The organism is Micromonospora sp. NPDC047812 (assembly GCF_040704175.1).
In the GTDB taxonomy this organism is placed as follows: domain Bacteria; phylum Actinomycetota; class Actinomycetes; order Mycobacteriales; family Micromonosporaceae; genus Micromonospora.
Genome location: NZ_JBEYRY010000001.1, coordinates 1,140,060 through 1,155,591 on the forward strand (window position 1 = coordinate 1,140,060; position 15,532 = coordinate 1,155,591).

The following is a 15,532-nucleotide window of genomic DNA, read 5'->3' on the forward strand; positions in this document are numbered from 1 at the left end:
GGGCCTCACCAGCCGCGCAGCAGGCGCAGGCCGAGCAGGAAGGCGACGACGGCGGGACCGACCAGCAGGGTGATCGCCTGGAGGCGGTACGGCATCCGGTGCCGGGTCAGCTCCACCGCGTTGCCCAGCACGATCACCCCCGCCAGCATCAGGAACGCGCCCCACATCGGGGCCGCCCCGACCTCGACCAGGTCGACGAGGGTCAGTTGCAGCGTCCCGCCGAGCAGCAGGGCGCCGGCCAACGCCAGCAGGGAGACCGTCCGGTGCAGCCCCCGGGCCAGCGGGTGGATCAGCCGCCAGCGGTAGGTGCCGGCGACCGCCAGGCAGGGCAGGACGACCATCAGGGGCCAGCCCCGCCCGAACACGCCGAACATCAGCAGCGCCCCGACGGCGAACACCAGCGCGCCGAGGCAGGCGACCACGTAGCCGGCGAAGGCCCGCCCGCCGCCCCTGGCCAGCAGCGGCCCCCCGGTGGCGGCGATCAGCGCGCCGGGGATCAGCACGAACCCCGCCCACCAGTGGAAGTGGCCGGTGGACTGCGCGGCCGTGGTGGTCGCCGCCGCGGCCAGCCCGGCCACCGCCAGGCTGACCAGCCAGTGCCGGCCGGCACCCGGATAGGACTCCCGCGACATCATCAGCCCCGTCTCCGCGCTCACGCCGACAGCCTCGCCCAGCCGCCCGGCCCGGTCCATCCGGGCAGCCCTACCATCGCCAGGTCGGGCTGCCCGGAGGGGCCGTCAGGTCAGGGCTCAGCTCGTCTCGCCGGCCACGCTGAAGGAGCGGAGCCGGTCGACGGCCAGCAGCGTGAAGCCCGCGCTGATCAACGCGGCCATCACCGCCGCCACCGGCACCGAGACGCCGGCCTCCAGCAGCCCGGTGGGGGCCATCCGGTCGGCGAGGGCGATCACGTACTGCTGGATGGAGAGCACCTTGGTGCCGCTGACCATGTTGCCGAGCAGCCCCTCCCAGATCAGCACGTAGACCAGGCCGAGCAGCACCGGCCGCCGGGTGAGCAGGCTGAGCGCCACGAACAGCGCCGAGTACGCCAGCGCACCGACCGCCGACGCGGCGGCGAGCGCCAGTCCGAGTCGTACGGAGTCAGCCAGCACGCCCGCCACGTAGATCGGCACGGCGACGGTGACCGCGGTGACGCCGGCCGCCACCGCCAGCTTGGGCAGCACGATCTGCCAGCGCGGCAGCGGCTTGGTCAGGATGTGCACGACGGTGCCGTCGTCGATCTCGGCGCCCAGCACGCCGGTGCCGACGATCAGGGCGACCACCGGGAGCACCACGGCCAGGCCGAGGCCGACCAGCACCGGCTCGCCCCACTCGCCCGGGTCCACCCCGAGCGCGCGGGAGAGCACGGCGAGCAGCACCAGCACCACGGGCAGCGGCAGCAGCAGGAGGAACCGGCGACGCCCGAACAGCCCCCGCACGGTGATCCAGGAAACGGTAGACATGGGTTCAGGCCTCCACGAGGTAGGAGAAGACGCTCTCCAGGGATTCGTCCTCGGGCACCAACTGCCGCACCCGGATGCCCTCCGCCAGGGCGATCTTCGGCAGGACGCGGGTGAACGCGCCGTAGTCGCCGGCCCGCACGGTCAACCCGGCGCGGCCCAGCTCGACCCCCGTCACCGACGCCTCCGCCATCAGCGCGACGGCGAGCGCCCGGTCGTCGGTGGAGTGCACGGCGAAGACGTGCGGCCGGTTGGTCATCAGCCGGCGGATCGTGCGGAAGTCGCCGGAGGCGGCCAGCCGGCCGGCGACCATCACCTGGACGGTGCCGGAGACCTGCTCGACCTCCTCCAGGATGTGCGAGCTGAACAGGATGGTGCGGCCGGCGTCGCCGAGGCGGTGCAGCAGCTCCATCATGTGCAGCCGCTGGCGCGGGTCCATCCCGTTGAACGGCTCGTCGAGCAGCAGCACCTGCGGCTCGTGCACGAGCGCCGCCGCCACCCGGGCACGCTGCCGCATGCCCTTGGAGTACGTGCCGATCCGGCGGTCCTGCGCGCCCTCCATCTCCACCAGGGCGATCGCCCGGCGGGCCGCCTCCGCCGGGTCCGGCAGCCGGTGCAGCTTCGCGCTGGCCAGCACGAACTCGTACGCGGTGAGGAAGGTGTGCACCGCCTCGCGCTCGCTGACCAGGCCGAGCCGGCGGTAGACCTCGGGGTTGCGCCAGGTGGGCCGGCCGTCCAGGGTCACCACACCGCGCGACGGGGCCAGGAAGCCGGCCATCATGTGCAGCAGGGTGGTCTTGCCGGCGCCGTTCGGGCCGAGCAGCCCGGTGACGCCGGGGCCGAGGCTCATGCTGACGTCGTTGACCGCCACCACGTTGCCGTACCAGCGGGAGACGCCCGCGAGGTCGAGGGTGCTGGCGGCGGCGGTCGGCGTCCCCGCCGCCTGGTCGACGCTGATCGTGGTCATCGGGCGGCCACCTTCCGGTATCGCAGCAGCAGCAGGGCGACGCAGCCGGTCACGAGCAGCACGGCGGCGACCGCGTAGACCGGGCCGAAGTCGCCGATCGGCACTCCGCCCTCCCCGGCGGACAACAGCAGGTCGCCGAGCGCCCAGGTGCCCACGCCGCCCACCAGCGTCGAGGGCGAGGCGAGGAAGGCCAGCTCGTTGACCGCCTGTGAGGGCATGATCGACAGGGTGCCGACGATCGGGGTGGTCATCAGGAACACGGCCACGATCCCACCGGCCGCGAACGCCCGCTTGCCCGTGAACGAGGCGACCAGCAGGCCGACCGAGGCGAAGACGACCGCCCAGAGCCCGGCGTAGAGCAGGCTGGGCAACAGGTCGAGCAGCTCGTTCCAGACGCCGCGCATGCCGTCGCCGGTGGTGAAGGCGGCACCCAGGAACATCACCAGCTGCGGCCCGCCGAGCAGCAGCCAGATCGCGGTGGCCAGCGCCAGCAGCTTGGCCAGCGGGTAGTCCGACCGCGGTAGCGGCCGGGAGAAGTAGAGCGGCAGCACCCCGCTGCGCAGGTCCCGCGAGACCAGCTCGGGGGCGACCGCCGCGACGAAGAAGATGACCAGCCAGCTCATGTTGTCGGCGAACTGGGCGTACGTCATCACCGTCTCGCCGACCTGGCTGCGCACCGCGGTAAGCCCGGCGGCCACCACGGTGACGATGGCGACCACCAGCCAGGGGAAGATCTTGGCCTTCGCGCTGCGGCCCAGCCCGAACGCCGTACGCAGGCCGTGCAGGTAGAGCGCGCCGAAGACGGTCCGGCGGCCCAGCCGGGGGCCGGTGTAGCGCTGGTAGCCGATGTCGTGGATGACGCCGGTCGGCTCAGGCATGGCTGGGCTCCCTCGTGGCGAAGAGTTCGGCCACCCGGTGCCGGCGCTGGTCCAGCCGGTGCAGCGGCAGGTCCAGCTCGGCGACCGCGCCGAGGATCAGATCGTAGGTGGCGTCGTCGGCGAGCTCGACGAGCAGCAGCCGGCCGTCCCGGCGTACCGGCAGGTCGAGCGCGGCCAGCCGGGCGGCCAGTTGGTCGGTGCCCTCGCTGACCTCGACGGCGAGCACGTCGGTGGCCGAGGTCATGGCGGAGATGTGGTCGGCGCGCAGCAGCCGCCCGCCGTCGATGGCGACCAGGGTGTCGCAGATCCGCTCGACCTCGCCGAGCAGGTGCGAGCAGACCAGCACGGAGATCCCGAACTCGGTGCCGATGCGGTGCACCAGCGCCAGCATGGCGTCGCGGCCGGCCGGGTCGAGCCCGTTGGTCGGCTCGTCGAGCAGCAGCAGGTCGGGGTCGTGCACCAGCGCCTGGGCGAGCTTGACCCGCTGCTTCATGCCGGTGGAGTAGCCGCCGACCGGGCGGTAGCGCTCCTCGTAGAGCCCGACGTGCCGCAGCGCCTCGGAGGCCCGTTCCCGGGCGACCGTACGCGGCAGGCCGCTCATCCGGCCGAGGTGGGTGACCAGCTCGGCGGCGGAGAGGTCCGGTGGCAGGGCGTCGTGCTCGGGCATGTAGCCGACCCGGGCGCGGACCTGGGCGGAGTCGGTGGTCGGGTCGAGGCCGAGCACCCGGACCCGGCCGCTGGTCGGGGCGAGGAGGCCGAGCAGGATCTTGATCAGGGTGGACTTGCCGGCGCCGTTCGCGCCGACCAACCCGATGATCCCCGGCTCGACCGCGACGGTCAGGTCGGCCAGCGCGGTGACCCCACCCCCGTACGTCTTGGTCAGCGACTCGGTCGCGATGAGTGTCACGTCGTACAGCGTAGGAGGCGACGACCGCCCTGGGCAGCGGCTCGCCCCCGGGCGCTTCCCTGATCCTGGCGGTCCGCGTCCCCTAGGGTCCCCGGCGGGCGACGGCGACCCCCGGCGGTGGCGGGCGCGGGCCCGGCACCGCCGGGACGGTTGGACGTCCCCACGCCGCACGGGGCAGACAGGCGCGGCTCGGGCGGAGACACTGTGCCCATGCGTAGCCGACTGTTCCGCGCGCCGCTGACGTGGGTGGTGGTCGCCGTCCTCGCCGCCGGGTCGGCGTTCGGCCTCTACTGGTTCCAGCCCTGGAAGCTGGTCACCGACGCCGAGGTCGACGAGGCGCTCTCCAGCGTGGCGGCCACGCCGGTGCCGACGGGTTCCACCACGGGCGCGGCGCCCGCCCCCGCCGGGCCGGTCCTCGTCGGGCAGGGCGACTTCGTGACCCACGAGCACGACACGTCGGGCAGTGCGCGGATCGTCCGCGCCCCCGACGGGCGGCACCGGCTCGAACTGGTCGGTCTGGCTACCTCCAACGGCCCGGACCTGCGGGTCTGGCTCACCGACCAGCCGGTGCGCGACGGCGCCGCCGGCTGGCGGGTCTTCGACGACGGCCGGTGGGTCGAGCTGGGCCGGCTCAAGGGCAACCGGGGCGACCAGGGCTACGACATTCCGGCCGGCGTCGACCTGACCGGCCTGACCAGCGTCTCCATCTGGTGCAAGCGGTTCGCCGTCTCCTTCGGGGCCGCGCCGCTGGCCCCGCCCCGCTGACCCGCCGGCCGCCGTCGCCCGCCGGCTGAGCCGCCGGTGGAGTGGCGCTCTCGACCGATCGCCGGCCGGCTGAGAAACTGTGTGCCGGTCAGTGTCGTTTGGGGGATGGATGAGCAACAGCTGGGTGCTGCCCGACGAGGTGCTCCGGGACGCGCCGGCGTACACGCCGCGCCCCGGCGAGCTGGCTGACCTGGAGCTGCTGCTGATCGGGGCGTACGCCCCGCTGGCCGGCTTCATGACCCGCGCCGACCTGGTCTCGGTGAGTCGGCGGGGCCGGCTCGCCGACGGCTCACCGTGGCCGGTGCCGGTGACCCTCCAGGTGCCGACGGCGCTCGCCCAGGGTCTCGACCCGCGCGACGAGGCGCGCCGCACCCTGGTGCTCACCGACGGGGAGGGCGCGCCGGTCGCGGCGCTGGAGGTCGCCGACGCGTGGCAGGTCCGCGACGGGGTGGCGGGCGTCGGGGGCACGGTCCGCCGGCTCGGCGACGGCGGCCACGGCCCGTTCCAGCGGCTGCGCCGCACCCCGGAGGAGGTACGCCCGCTGCTGCCGTCCGGTCGGGTGCTCGGGGTGATCGCCGACCGCCCGCTGCACCGGCCGCAGCTCGCCCAGATCGCCCACGCGGTCCGCACGCTCGGCGCCCACCTGCTGGTGATGATCCCGGTCGGCGAGGACGGCCTCGGCGGGCTGCCGCCGGAGGCGCTCGTGCGCAGCGTCTTCGCCGCCCGCGACCGGATGCCGCCGGCCACGCTGGTCGCCGTGCCGCTGTCCCGCCGGCGCGACGAGATCAGCGACGCGCTGCTGCGGGCCCGGGTGTCGGCGGCGTACGGCGTCACGCACCTGCTCTCCACCGGCGAGATGCTCTCCGGCGCCGGCCTGCGGGTGCTGGTGCCGCGCGAGCTGGCCTACGACAACCGCGACGGGCAGTGGCGCTGGCGGGAGGACATCCCGCCACGCAACCGGCGCCTGGCACTGACCCAGCCGGAGATCGACGACCTGCTGGACCGGGGCTTCCCGCTGCCCGAGTGGCACACCCCGCCGGCGGTGGCGAAGGAGCTGGTCCGGGCCCGGCCGCCGCGGCGGTACCGGGGCCTGGTGGTCTTCCTGACCGGGCTCTCGGGCTCCGGCAAGTCGACGATCGCCCGGGGCCTGGCCGACGTGCTGCGCGAGCAGGGCGACCGGAGCATCACCCTGCTCGACGGCGACGTGGTGCGCCGCGAACTCTCCGCCGGGCTGGGCTTCAGCAAGGCCGACCGGGACCTCAACGTGCGGCGGATCGGCTGGGTGGCGGCGGAGATCGCCCGGCACCACGGCGTCGGCATCTGCTGCCCGATCGCCCCGTACGCCCAGGCCCGGGCGACCGCCCGGGAGATGGCGCTGGCCGCCGGCGCGGGCTTCGTGCTGGTGCACGTGGCGACGCCGCTGGAGGTCTGCGAGCAGCGCGACCGCAAGGGCCTCTACGCCCGGGCCCGGGCCGGCCTGCTCACCGGGATGACCGGCATCGACGACCCCTACGAGGTGCCGACCGACGCCGACCTGGTGGTCGACACCAGCGAACTGACGATCGACGAGGCGGTCGAGGCCGTCCTGCACCACCTGAACGAGACGGGCTGGGTGGAGCCCCGGCTCCAGTCGATCTGATCGGCCCTCCGCCTACCGGTGGTCCCCTCCTTCGCGCTAGTGTTCATCTTTGTTCGAACACGTTCGACCGCGTGACGGTACGCGGCTGGCGCGGAGGTAAGGCGGATGCTCGCTCAGCAACGGCAGGCGGCCATCCTGGACCGGGTCCGCGCCACCGGGGGCGTGCGGGTCACCGAGCTGGCCGCCGAGTACGGCGTCTCGGACATGACCATCCGCCGCGACCTGGAGGCGCTGCACGAACGCGGCCTGCTGGCCAAGGTGCACGGCGGCGCCACGGTGGCCGGCCCCGGCTCGACCGACGAACCGGGCTTCCGGGCCAAGTCGGTGCGGCAACTGGCGGAGAAGGCGGCCATCGCCGGCCGCGCCGCCGAGCTGGTCCGGCCCGGGGCGGCGGTCGCCCTCTCCGCCGGCACCACCACCGCCGAGCTGGCCCGTCGCCTGGTCGACGTGCCGGGCCTGACCGTGGTCACCAACTCGCTGCCGGTGGCCGAGATCCTGCACGCCGGCGGCCGGTCCGACCAGACCGTGGTGCTCACCGGCGGGGTGCGTACGCCGTCGGACGCGCTGGTCGGGCCGCTGGCCGTCGCCGCCATCCGGTCGCTGCACCTGGACCTGCTCTTCCTCGGCGTGCACGGGATCACCGAGCGGGCGGGGTTCACCACCCCGAACCTGATGGAGGCGGAGACCGACCGCGCCCTGGTGGCCGCCGCCGACCGGCTGGTCGTGCTCGCCGACCACACCAAGTGGGGCACCGTCGGCATCTCCTCGATCGTTGAGCTTTCCGCCGCCCACGTGCTGGTCACCGACGACCGGCTGTCCCCCGACGCGCGGCGGGCGCTCGACGACCGGGTGGGCGAACTGGTGGTCGTGCCCCCCGCCACGGGCGCGGGACGGACGGCCACGACGACAGATGAGGGGATGGCGAGGTGAAGCGCACCGCGATCGCGCTGGCCGACGGCCGGGAGCTGATCTACTTCGACGAACGGGACGACGCCGTCCGGGACCAGCCGGACCGACGCGAGCTGCCCCCGCCACCGCCCGCGTCGCAGCTGCGCCTGGACCCGCTGACCGACGAGTGGGTGGCCGTCGCCGTGCACCGGCAGACGCGCACCTTCCTCCCGCCGGCCGACCAGTGCCCGCTCTGCCCCAGCACCGACGGCCGGCAGAGCGAGATCCCGGCGCCCGACTACGACGTCGCCGTCTTCGAGAACCGGTTCCCCTCGCTCAGCGGCCGGGTGGCCGAGGAGCCCGCCGAGATCACCCCGTTCACCCCGGTCCGCCCCGGCGTGGGCCGCTGCGAGGTGGTCTGCTTCACCGACGACCACGACGCGTCCTTCGGATCCCTCCCGCCGCGCCGGGTACGCACCGTCCTCGACGCGCTCGCCGACCGCACGTCGGCGCTCGCGGAGCTGCCCGGGGTGGAGCAGGTGTTCTGCTTCGAGAACCGGGGCGTGGAGATCGGTGTGACCCTGCACCACCCGCACGGTCAGATCTACGCGTACCCCTTCGTGACCCCGCGGACCCGGGCGCTGCTGGCCGCCGCCCGCCGGCACGCGGAGGGCACCGGCGGGCGCAACCTCTACGCCGACGTGCTCGCCGCCGAGCGGGCCACCGGCGACCGGGTGGTCGCCGCCAACGAACACTGGACGGCGTACGTCCCGGCGGCGGCCCGCTGGCCGTTCGAGGTGCACGTGGCCCCGCACCGGCCGGTGCCGGACATCCCCGCGCTCGACGACGCCGAGCGGGACGCCTTCGGGCCGCTCTATCTGGACCTGCTGCGCCGCTTCGACGGGCTGTTCGACGTGCCGATGCCCTACATCGCCGCCTGGCACCAGGCGCCGGTACGCGTCGACCGCGAGCTGGGCCACCTGCACCTGCAGCTGTTCAGCATCCGGCGCGCGAAGGACAAGCTGAAGTACCTGGCGGGCTCGGAGTCCGCGATGGGCGTCTTCATCAACGACATCGCCCCCGAGCGCGCCGCCGAGCTCCTCCGCGCCGCCTGAGCCACGGCACCGCCCCAACGGAGGCTAGCGGCGACCGAGGACCCCGCCGGTTCGACCGGCACTACCAGCCGGGGCGCGCAGTGGCGGGACACGCAGTGGCGGGACGCCGATGACGGGGCGCGCAGTGGCGGGGCGCCGGCGGAGACAGGGCGCGGGGGGCCCGGGACAGGGCCCCCCGCAGGGAAGGGACGGCTGGCTGCGCGCGACAGCCGGGAAGGCTGGCTGATCGGCACGCTTGCCGCGAGGCGACCGCGGTCAACCTTCCTGGACGCGACTGGCATCTCGTCCACCCAGGTCAACGAGGCGCGCCGAGGTAGGTGACGCAACCGGCGTGTCCCCCGCCGACACGCCGCCGGGCACGTACGCCAGGGGCGTCGCCGACTCCGGGTGGGCGAGCAGATCTTGGTAGGAGACGGCCCCTTGAGGGGCCGTCTCCTACCAAGATCTCAGGCACTCGGCGAGCGGCCCCACGCTCCCGCCACTCGACGGGACGGCAGGACGGCGGGACGGCAGGACGGCAGGACGGCAGGAGCGAGTGGGACGGCGGGAGCGAGTGGGACGGCGGGAGCGAGTGGGACGGCGGGAGCGAGTGGGACGGCGGGAGCGAGTGGGACGGCGGGAGCCCGCCGGCGGGTGCCGGCGGGCTCCTGGTGATGCGACGGCAGCACCGTCGAGGTGCCACCGGAAAGCGCGGACGAGGATCAGGCGGAGAGCCTGCGCGCCAGGTTCTCGTCGAGCGCGGTCATGAACTCGTCGGTGGTCAGCCACGGGGCGTCCCGCGAGATGAGCAGCGCGAGGTCCTTGGTCATCTGACCGCCCTCGACGGTGTCGACGATGACCTGCTCCAGCGTGTCGGCGAACTCGGTGACCGCCGGGGTGCCGTCCAGCTTGCCCCGGTGGGCCAGGCCCCGGGTCCAGGCGTAGATCGACGCGATCGGGTTGGTCGAGGTCTTCTCGCCCTTCTGCCACTGGCGGTAGTGCCGGGTGACCGTGCCGTGGGCGGCCTCGGCCTCGACCGTACGGCCGTCCGGGGAGAGCAGCACCGAGGTCATCAGGCCCAGCGAGCCGAAGCCCTGCGCGACGGTGTCGGACTGCACGTCGCCGTCGTAGTTCTTGCAGGCCCAGACGTAGCCGCCCTCCCACTTGAGCGCGGCGGCGACCATGTCGTCGATGAGCCGGTGCTCGTAGGTGATGCCGGCGGCGTCGAACTCGGCCTTGAACTCGTTCTCGAACACCTCGGCGAAGATGTCCTTGAACCGGCCGTCGTACGCCTTGAGGATGGTGTTCTTGGTGGACAGGTAGACCGGGTAGTTGCGGTCCAGGCCGTACCGGAACGAGGCGCGGGCGAAGTCCCGGATCGACTCGTCGAAGTTGTACATGCCCATGGCGATGCCGCCGCCGGAGAAGTTGGCGACCTCCATCTCCATCGGGGCGCCACCGTCGGCCGGGGTGTAGGTGACGGTCACCTTGCCCGGGCCCGGGACGACGAAGTCGGTGGCCTTGTACTGGTCACCGTGGGCGTGCCGGCCGATGATGATCGGCTTGGTCCAGCCGGGGACCAGCCGCGGCACGTTGGACATGATGATCGGCTCGCGGAAGACGACGCCGCCGAGGATGTTGCGGATCGTGCCGTTCGGCGACCGCCACATCTTCTTCAGGCCGAACTCCTCCACCCGGGCCTCGTCCGGGGTGATGGTCGCGCACTTGACGCCGACGCCGTGCTCCTTGATGGCGTTGGCGGCATCGACGGTGACCTGGTCGTCGGTCTCGTCGCGGTGCTGGATCGACAGGTCGTAGTAGTGCAGGTCGACGTCGAGGTAGGGCAGGATCAGCTGCTCCCGGATCTGCTTCCAGATGATCCGGGTCATCTCGTCGCCGTCGAGCTCAACGACCGGGTTGTTTACCTTGATCTTCGCCATCGGCCGGCGCTCCTCTCGGGGGACTCGTGCTCAAGCAGTACGAGCGTACTGGAAACCGATCGGCAGTCCCCAGCCGGCCTCGGTCGGGCCGGAAACGAAACGACGTGCACGGCCTACGGGGCCGCTGGCATGATCGCCGGATGCCGTCGAGCCGCATCCTCGGGTCTATCACGGTCACCGCGCTCACCGACGGCGAGGGGCCGTTCTTCCAGCCCCGCGCCGAGGCGTTCCCCGACGCCGGGCCGGAGCACTGGCGCGCGGCCGACCGGCGGGACCCGGGCACGGTGACCGCCGACGGGCGGTGGTGGCTGCCGTTCCGCAGTTTCGCCATCCGCGCCGGGGACGGGCCGGTGACCCTGGTCGACGCCGGGATCGGCCCGGCCGGCTCCCCCGCCGCGAGCTGGGCGCCGGTGCCCGGCCGGCTGCCGGCCGAACTCGCCGCCGCCGGCATCGACCCGGCCGACGTGCGCACGGTGGTGCTCACCCACCTGCACAGCGACCACGTCGGCTGGGCGGTCACCGGCTCGCCGGGCACGCCGTACTTCCCCGACGCCGACTACGTGCTCCAGCGGGCCGAGCTGGCCGCCGTGGGGCACCTCAACCCGGGGCTGTCGGCGGGCCTGGTCGCGCCGTTGCGCGCCGCCGGCCAGCTCCGGGTGGTCGACGGCGCGGAGAGGCTCGATCCGACCGTACAGCTGCTGCCGACGCCGGGGCACACGCCCGGGCACCAGTCGGTGCTGCTGGAGGTCGACGACGAGCGGCTGCTGCTCACCGGCGACCTGCTGGTGCACGCCGTGCAACTGGTCGACCCCGAGCTGGCGTACGCCCACGAGGAGGACGCCGCCGCGGCGCGTGCCTCGCGGGTGGGGCTGCTGCGCGACCTGGCCGCGCGCGGTTCCACGGTGCTCGCCACCCCGCACCTGGGCGAGGCGTTCGTGGCGCTGTAGCCGGACACGACGCGAGGGGGGCCCGCCGGCGACCGGCGTGCCCCCCTCGACGGGTGGATCACATGCTGGCGACGTCGCCCTGCTTGGCGCGGACGGCCTCGGCGGCCTCCTTCAGGCTGGCCAGCTCGTCGGCGTCCAGGTCGGTCTCGACGACCCGCTTGACGCCCTCGGCGCCGATCGCGGCCTCGACACCCAGGTAGACGCCGGAGATGCCGTACTCGCCGTCGACCCAGGCGCAGACCGGCATGACCTCGCCGGAGTCCTCCGCGACGGCCTTGGCCATCCGGGCGGCGGCGGCCGACGGCGCGTAGTACGCCGAACCGGTCTTGAGCAGCGCGACCACCTCGGCGCCGCCGTTGCGGGTCTTGACGACCAGCTCCTCGATCTGCTCCGCCGGCATGGCCTCACGCAGCGGCTTGCCGTCGACGGTGCTCTGCGACGGCACCGGCACCATCGTGTCGCCGTGCGAGCCGAGGGTCAGCGTCTTCACCGACTTCACCGGTACGCCCAGCGCCTCGGCCACGAAGTTGGTGAACCGGGCGGTGTCCAGCATGCCGGCCTGGCCGAGCACCCGGTTCTTCGGGAACTGGGTGGCGAGCTGGGCCAGCGCGGTCATCTCGTCGAGCGGGTTGGACACGACGATGACGACGGCGTTCGGGGCGTACTTGGCGACGTTCTCGGAGACCTGGCGGACGATCTTGGCGTTCGTCTCCAGCAGGTCCATCCGGCTCATGCCCGGCTTGCGCGGCAGGCCGGCGGTGATCACCACGACGTCCGAGCCCTCGATGGCCTCGTAGCCCTCGCCGTTCGGGCCGGTGGTCGCGCCGACCACCTTGGTCTCGAAGCCCTCGATGGCGCGCGACTGGTTGAGGTCCAGGGCGAGACCCGCGGGCTTGCCCTCCACGATGTCGGTGATCACGACGGTGTCGAAGACGTCGTACTCGGCCAGGCGCTGTGCGGTGGTGGAGCCGTAGAAGCCGGCCCCGACGACAGTGACCTTCTTACCCATGGTCGTCCCACTCCCTGCTACCAGTCGGTTTTCCGGACCGTATCAGTCATCCTGGCACCGAACAGGCCAGGGGCGGCGGCCATCGCCGGGATGGGGCGAACGTCACCGCCGTCCGGCTCCGGGTGGGGCCCGGCGGGCGCTCAGTCGCGCTCGGCCCGCTCCACGACGTTGGTCAGCAGCATCGCGCGGGTCATCGGGCCGACGCCGCCCGGCATCGGCACCAGCTTGCCGGCCACCTCCGCCGCGTCGGCGGCGACGTCGCCGGTGTAGCGGCCCTTGCCGTCCGGGCCGATGACCCGGGTGATGCCGACGTCGACCACGACCGCGCCCGGCGTGAGCATGTCGGCGGTGAGCAGGCCCGGCACGCCGGCGGCCACGATGACGATGTCGGCGGCCCGGGTGTGCGAGGCCAGGTCGAGGGTGCCGGTGTGGCACAGGGTCACGGTGGCGTTCTCGCTGCGCCGGGTGAGCAGCAGACCGAGCGGACGGCCGACGGTGTTGCCGCGACCGACCACGGCGACCTTGGCGCCGCGCAGCGGCACGTCGTGCCGGCGGAGCAGCTCGACGATGCCGCGCGGGGTGCAGGGCAGCGGGGCGTCGTAACCCAGGACGAGCCGGCCGAGGTTGACCGGGTGCAGGCCGTCGGCGTCCTTGTCGGGGTCGATCAGCTCCAGCACCCGCTGGGTGTCGAGGTGGCCCGGCAACGGCAGCTGGACGATGTAGCCGTGGCACGCCGGGTCGGCGTTCAGCTCGGCGAGCACGCCGTCGACCTGTTCCTGGGTCGCGTCGGCCGGCAGTTCCCGACGGATCGAGGCGATCCCCACCTCGGCGCAGTCGCGGTGCTTGCCGTTGACGTACGCCTGGGAGCCGGGGTCCGCACCCACCAGGACGGTGCCGAGCCCGGGGGTGATGCCGCGTTCCGCCAGTGCCTTGACCCGTGTCCGCAGCTCGTCCTTGATCTCGGCCGCGGTCGCCTTGCCGTCCAGAAGCGTCGCCGTCACGCCCAGATCGTCTCACGGTCGACGGCCGGCGATCCGACGACCTGCGCCAAGCCCGCAATGTGACCACTAAGAGTGACGTGCCCTTAATCACTCTGAGTGACGCATCGACCGTCGGGGGCTCGCCCGGATCCGGACGTCGGGGCGATTCGGAGGGCGAAATGGCACCGTCGGGGCGGGACGGCGCAGCGGGGCGGAGCGGTCGCGACGGGCGTCGGCCGCGTCGCAACTTACCGCAGCTCCACGCCGCATTCGCGGCTGCGCGGCATTAGCAGACCCGGTCCGGCAGGACAAGGCCCCGACGGTGACTCCGTTATCGGTTCGCAACCCGCCCGTTGTCGATCGCCGGCCGACGACCTACCGTTGCCCAACGTTGCGCAGCGTAAACCCAGCGCCGGGCCTGACTGCGCAGCGTGAGGAGATGAGGAGGCTACATGCGTGTTCGTAGGCTCGCTGCCTGGACCGCCCTCCCGCTCGCGGTGACCCTGGGCCTGGTGGCCTGCGGCTCGGGCGGCGACGGTGGATCCGGCGAGAGCAACCCCGACGCGGCCGTGCGGATCGAGATCGCCGAGCCGCAGCACCTGGTGCCGACCAACACCAACGAGACGAGCGGCTCGCAGGTGCTCGCCGCCCTGTTCAGCCCGCTGGTCGACTACGACGAGGCCAACAAGCCCTACGAGGTGGCGGCCGAGTCGGTGACGTCCGAGGACAACACGACCTGGACGGTCAAGCTGAAGGACGGCTACACCTTCCACAACGGCGAGAAGGTCACGGCCGACAACTACGTCGACGCCTGGAACTACGGCGCCTACGCCCCGAACGGCCAGAACTCCAGCTACTTCTTCGAGAAGATCGCCGGCTACGAGGACGTGCAGGGCGAGACCCCGAAGGCCAAGACGCTCAGCGGGCTGAAGAAGGTCGACGACCTGACCTTCACCGTCACGCTGTCCCAGCCGTACAGCGAGTTCAAGACCATGCTCGGCTACACCGCCTTCTACCCGATGCCGAAGGCCGCGTTCTCCGCGCCCGGCGTGCTGGCCGAGGGGTACGAGCAGGCGCCGGTCGGTCAGGGCCCGTTCAAGATGAAGGGCACCTGGCAGCACGACGCCAAGGTCGAGGTCGAGAAGTACGACGCCTTCCCCGGCGAGAAGCCGAAGGTGGCCGGCGTCGAGTTCCGGATCTACCAGCAGCCGACCGCCGCGTACGCGGACGTGCTCTCGGACAACCTGGACGTCATCAAGACCGTCCCGACCGAGAACCTCTCGACGGCCGCCACCGACCTCGGTGACCGGTTCAAGCAGAGCTCCGCCTCCGCGCTCCAGGTGCTGGCCTTCCCGACGTTCCAGAAGGAGTTCAGCAACCCGGACGTGCGCAAGGCCATCTCGATGGCGATCGACCGGGACGAGATCACCAAGTCGATCTTCAAGGACTCGCAGCAGCCGGCCCGCTCGTTCGTCTCGCCGGTCGTCGCGGGCTACCGCGACAACACCATCGGCGAGGCCGGCGAGTTCGACCCGGCCAAGGCCAAGAGCCTGTACCAGGCCGCGGGCGGCCCGGCGAGGATCGAGCTGTCCTACAACGGCGACGGCGGCCACAAGGACTGGATCGACGCGACCTGCAACCAGCTCAAGACCAACCTGGGCGTGGACTGCGTGGGCACCGCCGAGCCGAAGTTCGCGGACCTGCTGACCAAGGTGAAGGCCAAGCAGCCGGTCGGCCTGTTCCGGATGGGCTGGGTCATGGACTACCCGTCCATGGAGAACTACCTGGGCCCGCTTTACAGCAGCAACGGCTCGTCGAACTACTACGGCTACAGCAACCCCGAGTTCGACAAGCTGGTCGCCGAGGGCACCAGCGCCGCGAACGAGGAAGAGGCGATCAAGAAGTACCAGGCGGCCGAGGACCTGCTCGCGGAGGACCTGCCGGTGATTCCGCTGCGGTACGGCCAGAACAACTTCGGCCACTCCACCAAGGTGACGAACGTGGAGATGGATCTCTTCGACCGGATCGACCTGTTGAAGATCGAGGCCGTCAAGTAACACC

14 protein-coding genes are annotated in these 15,532 nt (G+C 72.6%); 6 read left to right on the top strand and 8 right to left on the bottom strand.

From position 1 onward, the window contains the following. Positions 1 to 5: 5 nt before the first annotated feature. The 5 genes from AB0883_RS05200 to AB0883_RS05220 all read right to left on the bottom strand — a co-directional run bounded on the left by AB0883_RS05200 (position 6) and on the right by AB0883_RS05220 (position 4,209). Positions 6 to 656, bottom strand: coding sequence for a hypothetical protein (locus AB0883_RS05200; protein WP_366639577.1), 651 nt, complete (start codon positions 654 to 656; stop codon positions 6 to 8). A 93-nt stretch (positions 657 to 749) separates the two neighbouring features. Further along, positions 750 to 1,460 carry an ABC transporter permease subunit gene (locus AB0883_RS05205; protein ID WP_366639579.1) on the bottom strand — a complete coding sequence of 237 codons (711 nt, stop codon included), beginning with the start codon at positions 1,458 to 1,460 and terminating at the stop codon, positions 750 to 752. Between the two features lie 4 nt (positions 1,461 to 1,464). Further along, positions 1,465 to 2,424, bottom strand: coding sequence for an ABC transporter ATP-binding protein (locus tag AB0883_RS05210; RefSeq protein ID WP_366639581.1), 960 nt, complete (start codon positions 2,422 to 2,424; stop codon positions 1,465 to 1,467). Next, positions 2,421 to 3,302, bottom strand: coding sequence for an ABC transporter permease subunit (locus AB0883_RS05215; RefSeq protein ID WP_366639582.1), 882 nt, complete (start codon positions 3,300 to 3,302; stop codon positions 2,421 to 2,423). Before AB0883_RS05215 ends, AB0883_RS05210 begins: the two co-directional genes overlap by 4 nt. Beyond that, the gene (locus AB0883_RS05220) at positions 3,295 to 4,209 is read right to left on the bottom strand and encodes an ABC transporter ATP-binding protein (protein ID WP_366639584.1); all 915 of its coding nucleotides are present in this window, start codon (positions 4,207 to 4,209) and stop codon (positions 3,295 to 3,297) included. The genes AB0883_RS05215 and AB0883_RS05220 overlap by 8 nt, the downstream gene beginning before the upstream one ends. A 210-nt stretch (positions 4,210 to 4,419) precedes the next feature. On the opposite strand from AB0883_RS05220, the gene AB0883_RS05225 reads away from it, so the two are divergent. The 4 genes from AB0883_RS05225 (at position 4,420) to galT (ending at position 8,616) form a co-directional block, all read left to right on the top strand. Then, entirely contained in the window at positions 4,420 to 4,974 is a 555-nt protein-coding gene (locus tag AB0883_RS05225) for a DM13 domain-containing protein (RefSeq protein WP_366639586.1), read from the top strand. Positions 4,975 to 5,083: 109 nt separating this feature from the next. Continuing rightward, entirely contained in the window at positions 5,084 to 6,613 is a 1,530-nt protein-coding gene (gene cysC / locus AB0883_RS05230) for an adenylyl-sulfate kinase (RefSeq protein ID WP_366639588.1), read from the top strand. Between the two features lie 105 nt (positions 6,614 to 6,718). Then, entirely contained in the window at positions 6,719 to 7,543 is an 825-nt protein-coding gene (locus AB0883_RS05235) for a DeoR/GlpR family DNA-binding transcription regulator (protein WP_151456051.1), read from the top strand. Next, positions 7,540 to 8,616 (top strand): galactose-1-phosphate uridylyltransferase, encoded by a 1,077-nt coding sequence (gene galT, locus AB0883_RS05240; RefSeq protein ID WP_366639590.1) that lies wholly within the window; start codon positions 7,540 to 7,542, stop codon positions 8,614 to 8,616. Before AB0883_RS05235 ends, galT begins: the two co-directional genes overlap by 4 nt. A 701-nt stretch (positions 8,617 to 9,317) precedes the next feature. On the opposite strand, the gene AB0883_RS05245 is transcribed toward galT, so the two are convergent. Then, the gene (locus AB0883_RS05245) at positions 9,318 to 10,535 is read right to left on the bottom strand and encodes an NADP-dependent isocitrate dehydrogenase (protein ID WP_366639592.1); all 1,218 of its coding nucleotides are present in this window, start codon (positions 10,533 to 10,535) and stop codon (positions 9,318 to 9,320) included. A gap of 140 nt (positions 10,536 to 10,675) precedes the next feature. On the opposite strand from AB0883_RS05245, the gene AB0883_RS05250 reads away from it, so the two are divergent. Further along, positions 10,676 to 11,482 carry an MBL fold metallo-hydrolase gene (locus AB0883_RS05250; protein ID WP_366639593.1) on the top strand — a complete coding sequence of 269 codons (807 nt, stop codon included), beginning with the start codon at positions 10,676 to 10,678 and terminating at the stop codon, positions 11,480 to 11,482. A 58-nt stretch (positions 11,483 to 11,540) separates the two neighbouring features. Here the strand turns inward: AB0883_RS05250 and mdh are convergent, their stop codons facing one another. Next, positions 11,541 to 12,491, bottom strand: a complete 951-nt coding sequence (mdh, locus tag AB0883_RS05255; protein ID WP_088998471.1) for a malate dehydrogenase — start codon at positions 12,489 to 12,491, stop codon at positions 11,541 to 11,543. A 140-nt stretch (positions 12,492 to 12,631) separates the two neighbouring features. Further along, the gene (locus tag AB0883_RS05260) at positions 12,632 to 13,492 is read right to left on the bottom strand and encodes a bifunctional methylenetetrahydrofolate dehydrogenase/methenyltetrahydrofolate cyclohydrolase (RefSeq protein ID WP_366639595.1); all 861 of its coding nucleotides are present in this window, start codon (positions 13,490 to 13,492) and stop codon (positions 12,632 to 12,634) included. A gap of 431 nt (positions 13,493 to 13,923) precedes the next feature. Here AB0883_RS05260 and AB0883_RS05265 point away from each other — a divergent pair, with 431 nt between their 5' ends. After that, the gene (locus AB0883_RS05265) at positions 13,924 to 15,528 is read left to right on the top strand and encodes an ABC transporter substrate-binding protein (RefSeq protein ID WP_366639596.1); all 1,605 of its coding nucleotides are present in this window, start codon (positions 13,924 to 13,926) and stop codon (positions 15,526 to 15,528) included. Positions 15,529 to 15,532 lie beyond the last annotated feature (4 nt).